Genomic DNA, 15,252 nt, shown 5'->3' on the forward strand with positions numbered 1-15,252 from the left:
CCAATCCGATGGTCAGTTCAGCGTGTCGGCTGCGGGCGCTGCCGGTGTTGTGGCGGCGACCGAAAGCAGGACCGCGCTTTGGGGCGGCGGCACAGATCCGGCGAAGTGGCAGGCCGCACCGATCGGACCCGTGGGACGGGCGGGCTCCGTCTGCACGCAGATCTGCCGGTCGGGGCGGGAGACGGGGCCGATGGGGCACCGCGGGTGGAAGCGGCACCCGGCGGGCGGCGCGTGCGGGTCGGCGGGCTCCACGGCGATCGGGGCGAGCGGGTCGACCGCCAGCAGGTCGCCGTGGCGGGTGGGGGCGGCCTGCAGCAGCTCGCGCGTGTAGGGGTGCTGCGGGTCGGCGAGCACCTGCGCGGTGGGGCCGACCTCGACGATCCGGCCGAGGTACATCACGGCGATGTGGTCGCTGAGGTAGCGCACGACGGAGAGGTTGTGGGAGATGAAGAGCATCGTGAGGTCGAGCTCGGCCCGGAGGTCCCGGACGAGGTTCAGCACGGACCCCTGCACGGACACGTCCAGCGCGGACGTGATCTCGTCGGCGATGACGACCTCGGGACGGGCGGCGAGCGCCCGGGCGAGGGCGATCCGCTGCCGTTGTCCTCCGGAGAGGGCGGCGGGGAGGGCCTCGGCCCGGTCGGCGTCGAGGCTCACGAGATCGAGCAGCCGGGCGACCTCGGCGCGGCGGGCCCGGCCCCCTCGGAGGTCGCGGGGCAGCGCCTCGGCGATCGACTCGCCGATCGTCATCCGCGGGTCGAGCGAGGAGAACGGGTCCTGGAACACCATCTGGATGGGACGACGGCGACGGAAGGAGCGCACGTCCACGCCGTCGAGCGTGATGGCGCCCTCGCTGATCGGTGCGAGGCCGATGGCGGCGCGCGCGAGGGTCGACTTGCCCGAGCCGGATTCGCCGACCAGGCCGACGACGGAACCGGAGGGCACGGTCAGCGTCGCGTCGTCCACGGCGGTGAGTCCGGAACGGTGCGAGCCGTAGCGCACGCTCACGTGGTCGAAGCGCAGTTCGCTCATCGGACGGCCTCCTCTTCGCGCTGCGATGCGGTGGTCGCGGTCACCGGGTGCCAGCACGCGACCCGGCGGCCGGCGTCGTCGGCGACGAGCGCGGGGTCCTTCTCGCGGCAGACGTCGGTCGCGAGCGGGCAGCGGTCGGCGTAGGCGCAACCGGCGGGGAACGCGCCCGGTGCCGGCGGGCGCCCGGGGATCGTCCGCAGCGGGACGCTCCGGTCGGTGTCCAGCTCCGGGACGACCTCCAGCAGGGCCCGGGTGTACGGGTGCCGCGCGGCCGTGTGCAGGTCGGCGGCGGGGAGGTCCTCGACGATGCGGCCGGCGTACATCACGAGCACGCGGTCACAGGTCTGGGAGACCACGGCGATGTCGTGGCTGATGAGGAGGATCGCCGCGTCGGTGTCGCGCCGGACTCCGGCCAGCAGCTGCAGCACCTGTCGCTGCACCGTGACGTCGAGGGCCGTCGTCGGCTCGTCCGCGATGATGAGGCGCGGGTGGTTCATCAGCCCCATCGCGATCATGGCGCGCTGGCGCATGCCGCCGGAGAACTCGTGCGGGTACTGGTGGGCGCGCCGGGCCGCGGCGGGCACCCGCACGGACTGCAGACGTTCGACCGCCCGCTCCATGGCGGCGCGGCGGGTGATGTCCTGATGCTCGGAGGCGGCCTCGGCGAGCTGCGAGCCGATGCGGCGCGTCGGGTTGAACGAGGTCATGGGGTCCTGGAACACCATCGCCAACGAGGTGCCCAGCAGCGGTCGCAGGGCGCGCTCCGCGGTGGTGAGCACCGGGACGCCGCAGAAGTCGAGCCGGGCCGCGGACACGTGTCCCGGCTGTTCGATGAGGCGGGCGACGGCGAGTGCGGTGAGGCTCTTCCCGGAGCCGGATTCGCCGACCACCCCGATCGCCTCCCCGCGGCCGACGCTGAAGGACACCCCGCGGACGGGGGTGACCCAGCCGTCGGCGGTGGGGAAGGAGACGCGCAGGTCGTCGACAAGGAGCACCACGTCGTCGCCGCCGACCTGCGCGGGCACGGTGTCGGTCTCGCGCGGCGCGGACTGCGCGACCGCGGGAAGCCGCCGGCGGCGGCGACCCGAGCGTCCGCCGAGCGCCGCGGCCGCGGTCTCGCCCAGGAGGTTGAAGGCGAGGCCGGCGATGATCACGGCCACCGCGGGACCGAGGGCCGCGGCGGGATTGAGGTAGATGCGGTTGAGGCCCTCCCCGAGCAGGCGGCCCCAGTCGTATTCGGGCACCTGGACGCCGAGTCCGAGGAACGACAGCCCCGCGAATGCGAGGAGCGCGGAGCCGGCGGCGACGGTGGCGTTGACGATCAGCGGCTCGCCGATGTTCGGCAGGATGTGGCGGAACAGGATGCGGAACCGCGACACTCCCGCGACCTGGGCGGCGGCGATGAAGTCGCGTCCCGCGATCGCGGCCGACAGCGTCTGCGTCAGGCGGGCGAACTGCGGCGCCATCGCGAAGCCGATCGCGAGGACCGATCCGGTGGTGCCGACGCCGAAGATCACGGCGAAGAACAGGGCGAGCAGCAGACCGGGGAAGGCGACGGCGATGTTGACGAATCCCGCGATGGGGCGCCCGGCCCAGCGGGGGAGGACGGAGGGGGCCATGCCGAGCAGCGCCCCGGCGATCACGCCGATGAGGACGGCGATGACGGCAAGGACCACGGAGAGGCGCGTGGCGACGAGCACGCGGGCGAGCACGTCGCGGCCGAGCGTGTCGGTGCCGAGCAGATGGGCGGCGCTCGGTCCCTGCGTGATGGCGGTCGGGTCGACCTGTTCGGCCTGCGTCCCCCAGATGACCGGTCCGAGGATCGCGGTGAGCGCGACGAGGGTCATGAGGGTGAGGGCGGTGGCGCCGAGCGGGGAACGGACGATCGCCCCCCAGGCGCGTCGGGTGTTCGTCATCATGCCTCCCTGATGGTCGAGCGCGGATCGAGGAGGGCGAGCACCACGTCGATGACGAGGTTCACCAGCAGGACGCCGATGCCGTACACGAGCACGATGCCCTGCACGACGGAGTAGTCCTTGGTCAGGATGGACTGCACGATCATGGTGCCCAGGCCCGGCCACGCGAAGACGTTCTCCACGAGGACGGTGCCGGCGACCATGCCCGTCAGCAGCAGACCGGTGAGGGTGAGGGTGGCCGTCATGGCGTTGGGGACGGCGTGCCGGGCGTAGATGCGACGCGGCGCGAGCCGCTTGGCACGGGCGGTGCGGATGAAGTCCTGTCCGAGCACCGAGAGCACCTCGACCCGGATGATCCGGGAGAAGACCGCGATCGGTCCGACCGCGAGCGCGAGCACGGGGAGCACGAGGGCGAACGGGGCGGTGTTGCCCGCGACGGGGAACCAGCCGAGGGAGACCGCGAAGACGTAGACGAGGCCCACCGCGAGGAGGAACTCGGGGATCGCGGCGAGGATCACCGTGACGGTGGCGAAGCCCAGTTCGAGGCCGCGCCGGCGGCCGCCGCGGGTGGCGACGGCCATGGTGACACCCAGCGGCACCGACACCAGCAGCACCAGCAGCACCGCGAGCAGCGCGAGCTGGAGCGTGGCGGGGAGCCGGGTCGCGATCAGCTCGGAGACGGGCTGGCTCGTGATCATCGACGTTCCCATGTCGCCGGTGAAGAGCCCGCCGATGTACCGGAAGTACTGCACGAGCAGCGGCTGGTCGAGTCCGAGCGCGGCGCGTCGGGACTCCACGAGCTCCGCCGGGGCGTTCATCCCGAGAGCGGCCCGGACGGGGTCGCCCGGGACGAGGTGGATCATGAGGAAGGCCGCCGTGACCAGCACCCACACCGAGAGGACGAACTGTCCGCCGCGGCGGAGGAGGAACGACACCCAGGGGTTGTCCTTCCGGGCCGATCTGATCAGGATCGCCTGCGTGGCGGTGGTGCTGGCCATCGGCTGCCTCCGTTACTCGAACATCCGGATCGACGTCGGGTCGATGCCGTCGTTCTCGGTGAACTCCGCCTTGTGGGCGAAGGTCGAGCGCACGATGTTCGCGTAGGGCACGACGCTGGTCGTCTCGAAGAGGGCGACCTCCGCCGCGCTCCAGTCGTCGCAGCCCTCGTTGCCGGCCTTCTGCGAGGCGGCGGTGACCGCGGCGGTGTAGTCGGGGTTGTCGATGCCGGCGAAGTTGGTGCCCGCGGGCGGGGTCGGGCCCGAGTAGAACGGCACGAGCATGCTCGGCAGGGAGACCGTGAGCGGAGCGGCCGAGATGTCCCAGTCGCCGGTCGAGAACAGCACCTCGCTGAGGGTGGGGGAGTCCACGGCGGTGACGGTGATGTCGACGCCGAGGTCCTTCCAGGCGGACTGGGCGAGTTCGGCGGCCGCGTTGCCGGCGTCCCCGAGCTGGGAGGCGTAGACCATCTTCAGCGCGAGTCGTTCCCCGTCCTTGGCGCGGACGCCGTCGGAGCCGGCGGTCCAGCCGGCGTCGTCGAGGGCGGCGGCCGCCGCGTCGACGTCGAGTTCCGGCAGGTGCCCGTCGACGGTGTCGGCCCGGCAGGGGTTCGGCGAGACGGTGACGAGTCCGGTGGGGACGGTGGCCTTCCCGCTGCCGATGACCTGCCGCATCTGCTCGAGGTCCACCGCCTGCATGAGCGCGGTGCGGACGGCCTGGTCGGCGGTCGGACGGCCCTCGGCCTGGTTGAAGGTGAAGGAGCCGCCGGGGGTCTGGACGTCGGTGTGGAAGAGCCCGGCCTCCTCCATGCGGGTGCTGTCCGGGCCGATCACGAGCGCGGCATTGACCTCGCCGGAGAGCAGGAGGTTGGCCGCGGTGGTCTCATTCGGGATCACGCGGAAGACGACGGTGTCGGGGAGGCCCTTCTGCTCGGGATCCCAGTCCCCGGGCCCCCAGGTGAAGTCGTCGCGGCGGGTGAGCGTGTACTGACTGTTGGGCACGATCTCGGTCATGGTGAACATGCCGGTCGCGCCCTCGCCCTTGGCCAGCGCGTCCGGGTCGTCGATCACGGTGCCGCAGACGATCGAGATGCTGCCGACGTTCTCCAGCAGGAACGAGTCGGGGCGGCCGCTGGTGACGGTGACCGTGCGGGCCGCATCGTCTCCGACCGCGGACGTGCCGGGCTGCACCTGGAGGCCCACGAGGGGGGAGCCGTTCGCCGGGTCGCCGATGTGGGTGATGTTCGCGGCCACGTCGGTCGCGGTCAGCGGCGTGCCGTCCTCGCAGGTGAGGCCGTCGCGCAGGGTGAAGGTCGCGGTGGTGGTGTCGGCGTCCCATTCCTCGGCGAGCCCGGAGACGACGCTGCCGTCGTCGAGCACCTCGACGAGGCGGGCGTAGAGGAAGCGGTCGACCGAGCGGGCGACCGACATCACGGTCACGAACGGGTCGAGGCTGCCCGGGTCGGTCGAGATGACCGAGGTGAACGTCTTGCCGTCGGCGAGCACGCCGTCCGGCGCGTCGCCGCCGGGAGCGGCGCCCCCGGCGCACGATGTCAGGGCGAGCGCCGTGGCGCCGAGCAGGGCGAGCAGCGGGGTACGGGAACGCATCAGGAGCCTCCAGCGGTGTTCGGGCGGTGCGGATCGGGTCGTGCGAGCGATGGTGCGGTGGTGCAAGCGATGGTGCGGTCGTGCAGTGGATGGTGCGGTCGTGCGAGAGATGGTGCGGTGGATGGTGCGGTCGTGCGAGCGATGGTGTGTTCGTGCGAGGGTGGTGTGAGACATGCGTGCGTGCGTCGGGGCACGCGGGTCAGGAGCCGGGGCCCCTGCCCGGTGTCGCCGCGCGCAGGTGCTCGACGGCGAGGGAGGCGGCGGCGCCGATGGCGGCGTCGACCCGCGGCTGCCGCTCGGCGAGGGAGGCGGCGCGGGTGAACACGGCGACGGCGAACCGGCGGCCGTCCGGGTAGGTCACCACCCCGGCCTCGTTGCGCCAGGTGGGGAGCGTGCCGGTCTTCGCGGCGATCCGCACCTCGGAGGGGAAGGCGGACGCCAGGCGGTGCGGCCAGATCTGCCGGGCCATGATGTCGCGCGCCTGGCGGCAGGCGGAGGCGGGTGCCGCGGTGTCGGTCCAGAGGGCGTTCAGGAGGGTCGTGATCTCACGCGGGGTGGAGCGGGTGGTCCGTTCCGGGGCGAGGGCGTCGAGCGCGAGCACCCGGTCCGGCGTCGCGCCCTCCAGCAGGGCGTCCAGGTCGCTGTCGGGGGTGCCGCCGAGGTCGGCGACGATCGAGGCGAACAGGTCCTCGCAGCAGCCGACGAGATGCGTGTGCTCCAGGCCGAGGTCGGCGATCACCCGGTCGACGGCGGCGGCCCCCAGGCGATGGAAGAGGACGTCGGTGGCGGCGTTGTCGCTCATCGACATCATGTTCAGGGCGAGGTCGCGCCAGCTCACCTCGGTGTCGTCGGCGAACCCGGCCGTGCCGACGCCGCCGATCCGGTACCGGGCGGTGACGGTGGTCCGTTCCCGTTCGTCGAGCTCGCCCGCCGCGACGGCTCGGACGAACGCGGTGAGCACGAGGATCTTGAAGACCGACGCGAGCACCACCGGCTCGTCGGCGCCGACCGCGACCTCCGGCCCGTCGGTGCCGACGCCGACCTCCCGTGCATGCAGGAATCCGACGGCGCCGGCGTCGGCGAACACCTCCGCGAGGCGCGGGGCGGTCGCCGTCGCGATCGTCATGCGTCCACCCGGCGGTCGGCCCGGCCCGTGTGCAGGTAGAGCGCGCGGCCGGTGCCGTCGTCGCCGACGAACGCGTGCGGCATGTGGATGCCGTTCTGCGCTTCGCGGGGGAGGAGGGTGTCGCCTGCCCAGCCGACGAGCTCCACCGGCTCGGGCGCCGGGCCGAGGTCGGCGAAGATCCCCTTCATAGTGCGCTCCAGCCAGACGCGGCCGTCGTCGTCGACCCGCACGGTGGAGTCGGACACCGAGGACGAGTAGGTTCCGAGGATGCGGTGGAGGTCGACCTCGGCGGGGGCGTCGGGGATCGCGGGCAACCCGGGCATGCGGACGTCGGCGAGGGCGGCGAGCACGCGGGAGGTGATGGCCTGGTAGACGTCGAAGGCATGACCGCCGTTGGTGAGGATGGCCACGGCCACCCCGGCCCCGGGGACCATCCGCAGGAACGCGTTCTGGCCGATCGTGCCGCCATCGTGACCGATCACCGGCCCGCCCTCCCAGTCGAAGAGCTCCCAGCCGACGCCCCACGCATTGCCCATGAGGCCGAGGTCGGGAAGCTCGACCTGGCGCTCCTGCATGGCCTGCACGCTCGCGTCGGAGAGCACGCGGGTGCCGTCGGCGGCGACGCCCCCGTCGAGGTGCATCCGGGCGTAGGTCACCAGGTCGCGCGCGGTCATCGCGAGCATCGAGCCGGCGGGGGCGTTCGAGCGCACGAGGCTCCACACCGGGGCGGGCACGGGCTCGTCGCCGTCCTCCGTCGGGATGTGGCCGAGGGCGGCGCGGAACATGATCGCCTCCGCGGCCGAGGTGGCCACGTGCGTCAGCCCCAACGGGGTCGCGAGGTGCGTGCGCAGCGCCTGGTCGAAGGTCGTCCCGCGGAGCACCTCGATGATCCGGCCGAGCACCACGAAGGCGGCGTTGTTGTACGAGAAGCGCTCGCCGGGGGTGAAGAGCTGCGGGGCGTCGGCGATCGTCGCGAGGTACTTCTCCACCGCGTCGTCGCCCACTCCGGTGTCGTTGAACAGGTCGCCCTCGAAGCCGCTCACGTGGCTGAGGAGCTGGCGCGGGGTGATGACGCGTGCGGCGGCATCGTCGGCGATGGCGAACGCGGGGACGACATCCCGCACCGGGGCGTCGAGGTCCAGCAGTCCCTCGTCGACGAGCTGCATGATGAGGGTCGCCGTCCAGGTCTTGGTGATGGACCCGATCTGGAAGACCGAGTCCTCGTCGGCCTCGACGCCGGTGTTGCGGTTCAGGATGCCGGCGGCGGCGGTGACGATCTCGCCGCCGGACAGGATCGCGACGGATGCCGCGGGGACGTGCGCGTCGGCGAGCAGCGCGGGGAGTTCGTCCCGCACCCGGTTGCCGATCTCGTTCAGGTCTGACACGTGCGCTCCTCTTCCTCGAGTGGGCCGTCCGCGGGGAGGGGGACGGCGATGCGCCGAGACTATTCGCGCGTTCCGTCCGTCCGTTGGTGCCGGAGGACGAGATGTCCGCGCTGCTTGGTGCGGACGGACGAACAGGTCACGCTCCCGACCCGGTCCCTCATGCATCGCCGCGCACGGCGCGACCGGGCAGGGCGTCCGGCACGATGTCGCCGTCGCGCACCACCGCGGTGCCGTGCACGAAGAGGTGCCGCACGCCCTGCGAGGGGCGGGTCGGGTCGGCGTAGGTGGCGCGATCGGTGACGCTCGCGGGGTCGAGCACGACGAGGTCGGCGTCGGCGCCGACGTCGAGCCGGCCCTTCCTCCGCATCCCGGAGGCGACCTCGTCGAGCACGCGGGCGGGCAGGGTGGAGCAGCGGCGGAACGCCTCCATCCAGGTCCATTCCCCGCTCTCGCGCACCATGAGGCGCAGGGACTTCAGGAAGGTCCCGGCGGTGCGGGGGTGCGTGTGCCCGCCGGGCGGCAGGGGCCAGTCGCGCTGCTCGTACCGGGCGGAGCCGTCCGGCTGGGTCCACGACACCGGCATGGCGTCGCTAGCGACGATCGCGTCGGGGTACGCGAGTGCGCGGTGCAGGTGGGCGCGATCGAACGGGTCGGCTTCGTCGAGGAAGGTCACGATGCACGTGGCGCCGGGGTCGGTCGCCCGCAGTTCGCGCAGCCGAGCCTCGTCGGCGATGCGCTCGCCGGTCTCGACGAGGAGGAGGGACTGCGGCGTGATGCCGAGCCCCGGCAGCTTCTCGGGGGCGAGGAAGAACGCACCGATGGCGGTGCTGCCCGCCCCGTATGGGTAGGCCTCCACCGTCACCCGGGAGCCCGCCGCGCGGCTGCGGTCGAGGAGGGCGAGAACGCGGTCGACGTGCCGGAGCGAGGTGCTGTTCACGTGGCAGTGGTGCATTGCGGCGCCGGTCTCGGCGGCCGCCCGCACGAGCTCTTCGGAGCCGTCGATCGGGGTGCGCGGGTCGGCTTCGATCAGCTCGCGGACGTGCGTGAAGGTCGGGGCGTGCGCGGCGGCGGCGATGCGGGCGAGGTCGAGGTACTCCTCCGGGTCGGACCTCGGGGCGTACCCCATGAGCACGCCGATGCCGAGGGCGCCGGCCGACAGCTCGTCCTCAAGGAGGCGCAGCCATTGCCGGCGCTCGACGGGGGAGGACGAGCGCTGCCAGTCGCTGATGCCGAGCAGGTCCATCGAGGCGGTGAAGTCGGCGATCGGCACGCGGTGGAGGTGGGCGAGGGCGCGCGCCTGCGCCCAGGACGCGGAGAACCCGTAGTTCAGCGGTCGTCCGTCGGCAGCCGCGCGGCAGAGGGCCTCGGCGATCGGCATGAGTCCGGCTTCGAGGTCGAGTGCGGTGGTCACCCCGTCCAGGGCCTGGAGTCGCTGGCCCGCGATCGAGTGCACGTGGCTGTGCAGGTCGACGAAACCCGGCCCGACGATCAGCCCGTCGGCGTCGATCACGTCGGCGCCGGCCGGAGCGTCGAGATCCGGGCCGACGGCACGCACCCGGCCGTCCGCGATCAGCAGGTCGGCGACCTGGTCCGTCTCCGTCATCGGGTCGATCACGCGCCCGCCGCGCAGCAGAGTCTCCACGCCGCCACCCTCGCACGACCGTTCCCGGTGATCCCGTGCCGCCGCACGAAACCCACCGGGTGTTCCGGTGCGATCCCACAAGTCGGTCGCGCGCGGAACGTGCACGGAGCCGGGACGGCAGACATAATGTAGAGGTCATGTGACCGTGCACACGCGAGGAGGCTCGATGTCGACCTCCTCCGAGCGTGCCCGCATGCCGAGCATCCGGGACGTCGCGCGGCTGGCCGGAGTCTCGCATCAGACGGTCTCCCGCGTGCTGAACGATCACCCGAGCATCCGGCCCGAGACCAAGGCCAAGGTGCTCGACGCGATCGCCGTCCTCGACTACCGGCCCAATCTCGCGGCGCGGGCGCTGGTGACCAGCAAGTCGAACGTGCTCGGCATCCTGTCGGCGACGATCGGGGAGTTCGGGCCGACGTCGTCGATCGCGGGGATCGAGGACGCGGCGCGCGAGGAGGGCTACTCGGTCTCCACCCTCAACCTCCCGGCGACCACGCCGGAGGCGATCGGCAACGCCGTGCGCCAGCTCGAGCGCGAGCAGGTGGACGGCATTGTCGTGCTGGCGCCGCAGGTGCGCGTCTTCCATGTCCTGCGCGGCATGAACGTCACGATGCCGTTCGTGAGCCTGCAGACGGCGTCCGGCTCCGACGGCGTGAGCCTCTCGGCCGACCAGGTGGCGGGGGCCAAGGCGGCCACCGAGCACCTCATCGCGCTCGGCCACAGCGACATCCTCCATCTCGCCGGACCGCAGGACTGGATCGAGGCGGAGTCGCGGATGCGCGGCTATCTCGATGCGCTCCGGGACGCCGATCTGCCCACCTTCCCGCCGATCCGGGGTGATTGGACCGCCGACTTCGGCTATTTCGCGGGCAAGGAGCTCTCCGTGCGCCGGGACTTCACCGCCGTCTTCGCGGCGAACGACCTCATGGCGATCGGGCTCTTGCACGGCTTCCGCGATGCGGGCGTGCGCGTGCCGCACGACGTGAGCGTGATCGGCTTCGACGACATCCCGGTCGCGGCGCACGTCGCGCCGACGCTGAGCACCGTGCACCAGGACTTCCCCGAGCTCGGGCGGCGCGCCGTGCGCATCCTGCTCGCCGAGATCCGCGGCGAGAAGGTCCCCGCGTTCGGCCCCTTGCAGACGCTCCTGCGGGCCCGCGAATCCGCTGCATCACGGTAGCGACACGAAAACACGCCGCGGACTTGACACCGCTGTCCCGGAAGACGACGATATACCGATGTGAACGGTCACATCGAAGGTGACCGCACGTCGCGAGGAAGATCCGTGAGCACCACAGCAACGTTGCCGACCGTGTCAGGCCCGATCCTGGAGATGCGCCGCATCACCAAGGAGTTCCCGGGAGTCAAGGCGCTCGCCGACGTCTCGATCACCGTCCGCGCCGGCGAGATCCACGCGATCTGCGGCGAGAACGGCGCCGGGAAGTCGACGCTGATGAAGGTCCTGTCGGGGGTGTACCCGTACGGCACCTACGACGGCGAAATCCTCCTGTACGGCCAGGAGCAGCGTTTCAAGGACATCGCGGCGAGCGAGCAGGCCGGCATCGTCATCATCCACCAGGAGCTCGCGCTGATCCCGGAGCTGTCGGTCACCGAGAACATCTTCCTCGGCAACGAGATCCGCCGCTTCGGGCGCATCGACTGGCAGGCGCAGAAGGAGCGCACGATCGAGCTGCTGGCCCGCGTCGGGCTGGATGAGGACCCGGACGTGCCGATCAAGACCCTCGGCGTCGGCAAGCAGCAGCTCATCGAGATCGCCAAGGCGCTCAACAAGGACGTCAAGCTCCTCATCCTCGACGAGCCGACCGCGGCGCTCAACGAGAACGACTCGCAGCACCTCCTCGACCTGATCCTCGGCCTCAAGGCCAAGGGCATCGCGTCGATCATGATCAGCCACAAGCTCAACGAGATCGAGCAGATCGCCGACGAGATCACGATCATCCGCGACGGCCGCACGGTGGAGACGCTGGACATCTCGCGCGGCGAGATCAACGAGGACCGCATCATCCGCGGCATGGTCGGCCGCTCGCTGGAGAGCCGGTACCCGGACCGCACGCCGGAGATCGGCGAGGTGTTCTTCGAGGTCAAGGACTGGTGGGTGCAGCACCCCACCGTGCCGGAGCGCATGGTCGTGAAGGGGTCGAGCATCGACGTCCGTCGCGGCGAGGTGGTCGGCATCGCCGGCCTCATGGGCGCGGGGCGCACCGAGCTCGCGATGAGCATCTTCGGCCGCTCCTACGGCACGTTCCTCTCGGGCACCATCGTCAAGGACGGTGAGGAGATCGAGCTCCCCGACGTCGCCGCCGCGATCAAGCACGGCCTCGCCTATGTCAGCGAGGATCGCAAGGTGCTGGGGCTGAACCTGCTCGACACGATCAAGCGGTCGATCGTCGCGGCGAAGCTGTCCAAGATCGCCCACAACGGCGTCGTCGACTCCCGCGAGGAGTTCTCGGTGGCGGAGCGCTACCGCAAGGCGCTGCGCATCAAGACCCCGTCGGTCGAGGAGGGCGTCGGCAAGCTCTCCGGCGGCAACCAGCAGAAGGTCGTCCTCGCGAAGTGGATGTTCACCGACCCCGACCTGCTGATCCTCGATGAGCCCACCCGCGGCATCGACGTGGGCGCGAAGTACGAGATCTACGCGATCATCAACGAGCTCGCCGCGCAGGGCAAGGGCGTGATCGTCATCTCCAGCGAGCTGCCCGAGCTGCTCGGCATCTCCGACCGCATCTACACCGTGTTCGAAGGCCGGGTCACCGACTGCATCCCGGCCGACCAGGCGACCCCCGAGGACCTCATGCGCAGCATGACCTCCGCGACCCAGAAAGCATCCGCATGACCACCGACTCGACCACCGCGAAGCGCGGCTTCCACTTCAAGGACATCACGAAGATGTTCGGAGGCGGCGGCACCTCCACGCTGCGCCAGTTCGGCATCCTCGGCAGCCTCGTCGTCATCCTCGTCGTCTTCCAGGTGCTGACCTGGATCGTGAAGGGCACGGGCCTGACGCTGTCGTCGGGCAACCTCATCAACGTCGTCAACCAGTACTCGTACATCCTGATCCTGGCGATCGGCATGGTGATGGTCATCATCATGGGGCACATCGACCTCTCGGTCGGCTCGGTGGCGGCGTTCACGGGCATCGTGGTGGCCAAGGCCATGCAGGACTGGAACCTCCCCTGGCCGCTCGGCGTGCTGCTGGGCCTGGGGGTGGGCGTCCTCGTCGGCGCCTGGCAGGGCTTCTGGGTCGCCTATGTCGGGGTCCCGGCGTTCATCGTGACTCTCGCCGGCATGCTGTTCTTCCGCGGCGCGAACCAGTGGGTCGGCGACTCGCAGTCCGTGCCCGTGCCGGAGGGCTTCAAGATCATCGGTGCCGGCTACCTCCCGGAGATCGCGCTCCCGCTGCCGTTCAACATCCCGACCATGCTGCTGGCGCTCGCCGGCGTCGCGTGGATCGTGTTCTGGGAGATCCGCACCCGGCGCATCCAGCGCAAGATGGGGTCGGACATGGCGCCGCTCTGGGTGAGCGTGACGAAGGTCGTCCTCATCTCGGCGGTCATCCTCGTCGCCGGCTGGCTGTTCGCCACGGGACGCGAGGGCACGAGCTTCCCGATCTCGGGCGTCATCCTCCTCGCTCTCGTCATCCTCTACTCGTTCATCACGAACAACACCGTCTTCGGCCGTCACATCTACGCGGTCGGCGGCAACCGGCAGGCGGCCCGCCTCTCGGGCGTGAAGGACCGCTGGGTCGACTTCTTCGTGATGATGAACATGTCGGTCCTGGCCTCGCTCGCCGGCATGATCTACGTCGCCAGGGCGACCGCCTCGGGGCCGCAGGACGGCAACGGGTGGGAGCTCGACGCGATCGCCTCCGTGTTCATCGGTGGCGCGGCCGTCTCCGGCGGTATCGGCACGGTGATCGGGTCGATCATCGGTGGTCTGGTGATGGCGTTCCTGAACAACGGCCTCGCGCTCCTCGGCGCCGGCGCCGACGTCGTCTCGATGATCAAGGGCCTCGTGCTGCTCTTCGCCGTCGGTGTCGACGTGTGGAACAAGCAGCAGGGCCGGCCGTCGATCATCGGCTTCCTCACGCGCCGTCTCGGCCGCAAGCAGGATCCGGCCACCGACACGTTCGATCCCACGAAGACGAACTACCCCACCAGTCAGAAGTACGAAGCCCCCGCCGTCGAGGAGACGCGCGGAAAGTAAGGGCCGCGTCGCGCAACGCAGGCGCGACGGGACCTGCACACACCAGAGAAAGAGATCACATGAAGAAGATTCTTCTGTCGGCGACAGCGCTTGTCGTCGCGGGCGCATTCGCCCTCACCGGCTGCTCCTCGGAGCGCGGCGGTGACTCGGGTTCGGGGTCGGGCGAGGAGGCCGCCAAGGGCTTCGCCGCCGACTCCACGATCGGTGTCGCCCTGCCCGACAAGACCTCGGAGAACTGGGTCCTGGCCGGTCAGCTGTTCACCGACGGTCTCGAAGAGGCCGGCTTCAAGGCGGACGTGCAGTACGCGCCCGCCAGCAACACGGTCGCCGAGCAGCAGAACCAGATCCAGGCGATGGTCACCGGTGGCGCGAAGGTCATCATCATCGGCGCCAAGGACGGCAAGCAGCTCACCACGCAGGTGGAGGCCGCTCGCGACGCCGGTGTCGCCGTCATCGCCTACGACCGTCTGATCGAGAACACCGACGCCGTGGACTACTACGTCGCCTTCGACAACTTCGAGGTCGGCAAGCTCCAGGGGCAGGCGCTGCTCGACGGGCTGGCCGAGCGCGCGGGTCACGAGGCGCCGTACAACATCGAGCTGTTCTCGGGCTCGCCGGACGACGCCAACTCGGCGGTGTTCTTCAACGGGGCGATGGAGGTGCTGCAGCCGAAGATCGACGACGGCACGCTGAACGTCGTCTCCGGGCAGACCGAGATCTCCCAGACGGCGACCGAGGGCTGGAAGCCGGAGAACGCCCAGCGCCGGATGGACTCGATCCTCACGTCGAGCTACGGCTCGGAGACGCTCGACGGCGTCCTGTCCCCGAACGACACCCTCGCCCGCGCCATCATCACCTCGGCGCAGCAGGCCGGAAAGCCCGTGCCGGTGGTCACCGGTCAGGACTCCGAGGTCGAGTCGGTGAAGTCGATCATGGAGGGCGTGCAGTACTCCACGATCAACAAGGACACCGCGCTGCTCGTGGAGCAGGCCATCAAGATGGTCGGTCAGCTCCAGAAGGGCGAGGAGGTCGACGTCAACGACACCGACCAGTACGACAACGGCAAGAAGGTCGTCCCGGCCTACCTGCTTCCGCCGGTCATCGTGACCAAGGAGAACGCGGCCGAGGCCTACGCCAACGTGCCGAGCCTCCTCGAGATCGTGAAGTCGTACGAGTAAGCCAGAGCACCGACGTCACGGATTCGCGTGACCCCGTCGTTCCCCGCGAATGACGCACAGGACGAGCCGTCCGGACCTTCGGGTCCGGGCGGCTCGTCCTCGTTCTGGGGCGTGGTCCTGCGTGGCCCTGTGCGATCGCTCCGCCA

Annotated in this window: 11 protein-coding genes; 4 read left to right on the top strand and 7 right to left on the bottom strand. The window is 70.7% G+C overall.

Annotated features, from left to right (window positions below):
* Window positions 1-12 precede the first annotated feature (12 nt).
* The 7 genes from KAF39_RS15010 to KAF39_RS15040 all read right to left on the bottom strand — a co-directional run bounded on the left by KAF39_RS15010 (window position 13) and on the right by KAF39_RS15040 (window position 9,704).
* Window positions 13-1,032 (bottom strand): ABC transporter ATP-binding protein, encoded by a 1,020-nt coding sequence (locus KAF39_RS15010; protein WP_210678218.1) that lies wholly within the window; start codon window positions 1,030-1,032, stop codon window positions 13-15.
* Window positions 1,029-2,951, bottom strand: a complete 1,923-nt coding sequence (locus KAF39_RS15015) for a dipeptide/oligopeptide/nickel ABC transporter permease/ATP-binding protein (protein WP_210678220.1) — start codon at window positions 2,949-2,951, stop codon at window positions 1,029-1,031. The genes KAF39_RS15010 and KAF39_RS15015 overlap by 4 nt, the downstream gene beginning before the upstream one ends.
* Window positions 2,948-3,946, bottom strand: a complete 999-nt coding sequence (locus KAF39_RS15020; RefSeq protein WP_210678222.1) for an ABC transporter permease — start codon at window positions 3,944-3,946, stop codon at window positions 2,948-2,950. The genes KAF39_RS15015 and KAF39_RS15020 overlap by 4 nt, the downstream gene beginning before the upstream one ends.
* Window positions 3,947-3,958: 12 nt before the next feature.
* Complete coding sequence (locus KAF39_RS15025) at window positions 3,959-5,551, bottom strand: ABC transporter substrate-binding protein (RefSeq protein WP_210678224.1); 1,593 nt, start codon at window positions 5,549-5,551, stop codon at window positions 3,959-3,961.
* A 199-nt stretch (window positions 5,552-5,750) separates the two neighbouring features.
* Window positions 5,751-6,677 carry a serine hydrolase gene (locus KAF39_RS15030; protein ID WP_210678226.1) on the bottom strand — a complete coding sequence of 309 codons (927 nt, stop codon included), beginning with the start codon at window positions 6,675-6,677 and terminating at the stop codon, window positions 5,751-5,753.
* Window positions 6,674-8,062 (bottom strand): serine hydrolase, encoded by a 1,389-nt coding sequence (locus KAF39_RS15035; RefSeq protein WP_210678227.1) that lies wholly within the window; start codon window positions 8,060-8,062, stop codon window positions 6,674-6,676. Before KAF39_RS15035 ends, KAF39_RS15030 begins: the two co-directional genes overlap by 4 nt.
* Before the next feature lie 157 nt (window positions 8,063-8,219).
* A complete protein-coding gene (locus KAF39_RS15040; protein ID WP_210678229.1) occupies window positions 8,220-9,704 on the bottom strand; it encodes an amidohydrolase family protein in 1,485 nt (494 codons plus the stop codon).
* 166 nt (window positions 9,705-9,870) lie between these two features.
* Here KAF39_RS15040 and KAF39_RS15045 point away from each other — a divergent pair, with 166 nt between their 5' ends.
* The 4 genes from KAF39_RS15045 (at window position 9,871) to KAF39_RS15060 (ending at window position 15,106) form a co-directional block, all read left to right on the top strand.
* Window positions 9,871-10,884 (top strand): LacI family DNA-binding transcriptional regulator, encoded by a 1,014-nt coding sequence (locus tag KAF39_RS15045; protein WP_210678231.1) that lies wholly within the window; start codon window positions 9,871-9,873, stop codon window positions 10,882-10,884.
* 153 nt (window positions 10,885-11,037) lie between these two features.
* Window positions 11,038-12,558, top strand: coding sequence for a multiple monosaccharide ABC transporter ATP-binding protein (gene mmsA, locus KAF39_RS15050; protein WP_246878808.1), 1,521 nt, complete (start codon window positions 11,038-11,040; stop codon window positions 12,556-12,558).
* Window positions 12,555-13,928 (top strand): multiple monosaccharide ABC transporter permease, encoded by a 1,374-nt coding sequence (gene mmsB / locus KAF39_RS15055; protein ID WP_210678233.1) that lies wholly within the window; start codon window positions 12,555-12,557, stop codon window positions 13,926-13,928. Before mmsA ends, mmsB begins: the two co-directional genes overlap by 4 nt.
* A gap of 59 nt (window positions 13,929-13,987) precedes the next feature.
* Window positions 13,988-15,106: a sugar-binding protein gene (locus tag KAF39_RS15060; protein WP_210678235.1), complete on the top strand. Its 1,119-nt coding sequence runs from the start codon at window positions 13,988-13,990 to the stop codon at window positions 15,104-15,106.
* The last annotated feature ends 146 nt before the right edge of the window (window positions 15,107-15,252 follow it).

The organism is Microbacterium sp. BLY (genome assembly GCF_017939615.1).
Lineage (GTDB): Bacteria > Actinomycetota > Actinomycetes > Actinomycetales > Microbacteriaceae > Microbacterium.